Consider the following 2333-nt stretch of genomic DNA (forward strand, 5'->3'; position numbering starts at 1 on the left):
CAGGGGTGTCGAAAGAGTCAACTGCGGTCCAAAGCTGTTGGACTTGGGTGAAAAGGGCGTTTATTCTTCCTATACGTTCATTAGGTCATCTAGCCTTTCTTCCGCAGGTTTTGTTCTTGGTTTTTTAGGGGGTAATGTCATAGGGTTTGTCTCTTAATATCTTGTGCTAAAAGCAAATCTGATAGGGGTATCATAGCACTTAATATTGATATGCTAAAACTTAGCTCGCTGGTAGCTTCGCTATTTTAACTATCTTTTTGGTGCTTCTATAAAAAGATAAAATAAATACAATCAATAAAACATACATTATCGCACCAATCATCCATATCCAGCCATCCCAACTTGCCAGTGTTTGACCAAAAATAAAGCTAAATAATAATGGGCCGATCACCCCCGTCGTATTGGTTAAGCTGACTAGAACGCCTTGTAGCTTACCTTGGTTAGTTTGATTGACTTGAGCTGACATTAACCCCTGTAAGGCTGGTAGCGCAATACTGCCGCCGGCGAGTAAGATTAATGTAGGGTAAATCATCCAACCCTTTGTCAATAATGACAAAATAATGAATGCTGCTCCATCAACAACAAAGCCCACAATAATCGTCACTTTTTCATTGAATTTCTTGGCGATTGCGCCCGCTACAAATGCTTGGAACAAGGCATGCATGATGCCTAACCCCGCTAAAGATAGGCCGATCTCCATACTGCCCCATTGAAAACGATGTTCCGTAAATAACACCCATGTCGTTGCTGGAATTTGCCCTATCATTTGAGTCATAAAAAAGATAAATAACAATAGTATGACTGGCTTGATCACTTGCAGGAAAGGTCGCGAATTTTCTGCTGTTTCTGTGGTGTTTTTTTCAGTATTTTTGATTTTATTATCTTTAAATATCAACATAATAACTAAAAAAGAGAGCGCATTTAAAATGGCAGCAATAATAAAAGGAAGATGAGCTGAGAATTGCCCTGTAAAGCCGCCAATTGCAGGGCCAGAGATTGACCCGACACCAAAAGCCGCCCCTAAGCGTCCAAACCACTTAGTACGCTCTTGTGAAGCAGTATTGTCAGCAATAACAGAAGCGGCGACCGCACCTGTTGCGCCAGTAACTCCAGAAATTAATCGCCCAACGTATAGCATCCAAAGTGAGCTAGATAATGCAAGCAAAGTGTAATCCACAGCAGCGCCTGCAAGAGATAGTAGTAATATTGGTCGGCGCCCGAATTTATCAGACCATTTGCCAAGTAGAGGAGCAAAAAAAACCTGCATGATGGCATACAGTGCCAGCAGGATACCGTAATGATTTGCTAAATTTTCAGCCGACACGTATTCACGTAACAATGTAGGCAATACAGGCATGATCAAGCCGATCCCCATAGCATCTAGGGCGGTGATCGTTAAAGCGGTGATCGCAAATTTATTCATCGTTTTTTCTCTATCATTGATAGAGTTGGAATATATCCCTATCAGTGATAGAGTGTCAATAGAAAAAAAGAGAGGGCAGTATGGCGCGATTAGATAAAGAAACCATCATCACAGTGGCATTAGAGTTGCTAAATGAAGTGGGAATGGAAGGGCTGACAACGCGAAAACTAGCTCAAAAACTGGGCGTAGAGCAGCCTACACTATATTGGCATGTGAAGAACAAGCGCACATTGTTGGATGCATTATCTGTTGAAATGCTAAAGCGTAATCATCGTCATTCATTACCCGCAGTTGGGGAAACGTGGCAACAATTTTTACGTAATAATGCATTGAGCTTTCGTGATGCATTATTAAGTTACCGTGATGGCGCAAAAGTGCATTTAGGGACTCGCCCGAGTTCAGACCAATATGACACCGTAGAAATGCAGTTGCAGTTTATGGTGGACAATGGTTTTTCATTAAAATGTGGGTTATATGCAATAAGCGCGGTTGGTCATTTTACGTTAGGTTCTGTGTTAGAGCAGCAAGAACATATCGCAGCACTTAATGATAGGCAACAAATAGCAGATGATACGATGCCTCGACTATTAAAAGATGCTTTGCAAATTATGGATCAAGATGATGGCACAGAGGCTTTTTTATTTGGTTTAGAAGCATTGATTAATGGTTTCGAAAAGCAGTGATAAGGTGTCTGTGTTTTTAGGCTCGCACAATAGGGGGGATTTGTGCGAGTGGTGGATTTATTTAGAACATTGTTTTTCAATTTGGCGTTTTTGTTCTACCAATTTTTTAGCTGTTGCCATCGCGAGTTGTTCATCGGCTTGCATTTTTGCTAAACACAGTATTGCAAGGACGCGGAACATGCCTCATGTGGCGGCCAGGACGGCCAGCCGGGATCGGGATACTGGTC

2 protein-coding genes are annotated in these 2333 nt (G+C 41.8%); one reads left to right on the forward strand and one right to left on the reverse strand.

What is annotated here, in order from left to right; all coding sequences use genetic code 11:
• Positions 1 to 220 precede the first annotated feature (220 nt).
• Entirely contained in the window at positions 221 to 1423 is a 1203-nt protein-coding gene (tet(59), locus tag R7040_RS24300; RefSeq protein ID WP_193285843.1) for a tetracycline efflux MFS transporter Tet(59), read from the reverse strand.
• 80 nt (positions 1424 to 1503) lie between these two features.
• Here tet(59) and tetR point away from each other — a divergent pair, with 80 nt between their 5' ends.
• Positions 1504 to 2106: a tetracycline resistance transcriptional repressor TetR gene (gene tetR, locus R7040_RS24305; RefSeq protein ID WP_000113092.1), complete on the forward strand. Its 603-nt coding sequence runs from the start codon at positions 1504 to 1506 to the stop codon at positions 2104 to 2106.
• Positions 2107 to 2333: the final 227 nt, after the last annotated feature.

The sequence above is a fragment of the Vibrio sp. 1069 genome, assembly GCF_033340555.1.

Coding starts and splice junctions, on each gene's coding strand:
- tetR (WP_000113092.1), top strand. CDS start 1,504: ATGGCGCGATTAGATAAAGAAACCATCATCACAGTGGCATTAGAGTTG.